Source organism: Citrobacter sp. wls613 (assembly GCF_005281195.1).
Taxonomy (GTDB): Bacteria; Pseudomonadota; Gammaproteobacteria; order Enterobacterales; family Enterobacteriaceae; genus Citrobacter; species Citrobacter gillenii.
In genome coordinates, this window is record NZ_SZXN01000014.1 from 19,922 (window position 1) to 20,379 (window position 458).

The window sequence follows — 458 nt, forward strand, 5'->3', positions numbered from 1 at the left end:
ATACGCGGCGCGCGACCGGGGTCAGTATATCCTGGTGGCAACGGATGACGGTGACTGGCGTGCAGATGAGAAAACCGGGCGGGGAGAAAATTACGCTACCAGCGAGGACCGCCAGGCAACGGAAGAGGCCTCCGGGGTGGAAAGTTCCTTGGTGCGTTATGCCGTCAATCGCTATCCGCCGACTCCCGGCGGGTTGTATGGCATGTCAGAGAACGGTTACGAGTGGGTGAGCGACTGGTATGACCCGGACTATTACGCGAAATCTCCGCGCCAGGAACCGCAGGGACCGGAGAAGGGTGTCATCCTGGATGACGATAATGGGCAATACATGAAGGTCCGCCGCGGAGGTTATCGTCCTTCACCCGGGTTTGATGTGGGCCTCACCTTTTTCCGCGGCTATGCCACTAAGGATAACGATTTTCCTGATGGCACCACCGTACGCTGTGCGGTGAACGCTG

General features: G+C 58.7%; 1 protein-coding gene. It reads left to right on the forward strand.

Annotation, left to right across the window (positions count from 1 at the left end; translation table 11 throughout):
- On the forward strand, positions 1-458 hold a 458-nt coding region (locus FDX01_RS03490; RefSeq protein WP_137399243.1), incomplete at both ends, for an SUMF1/EgtB/PvdO family nonheme iron enzyme.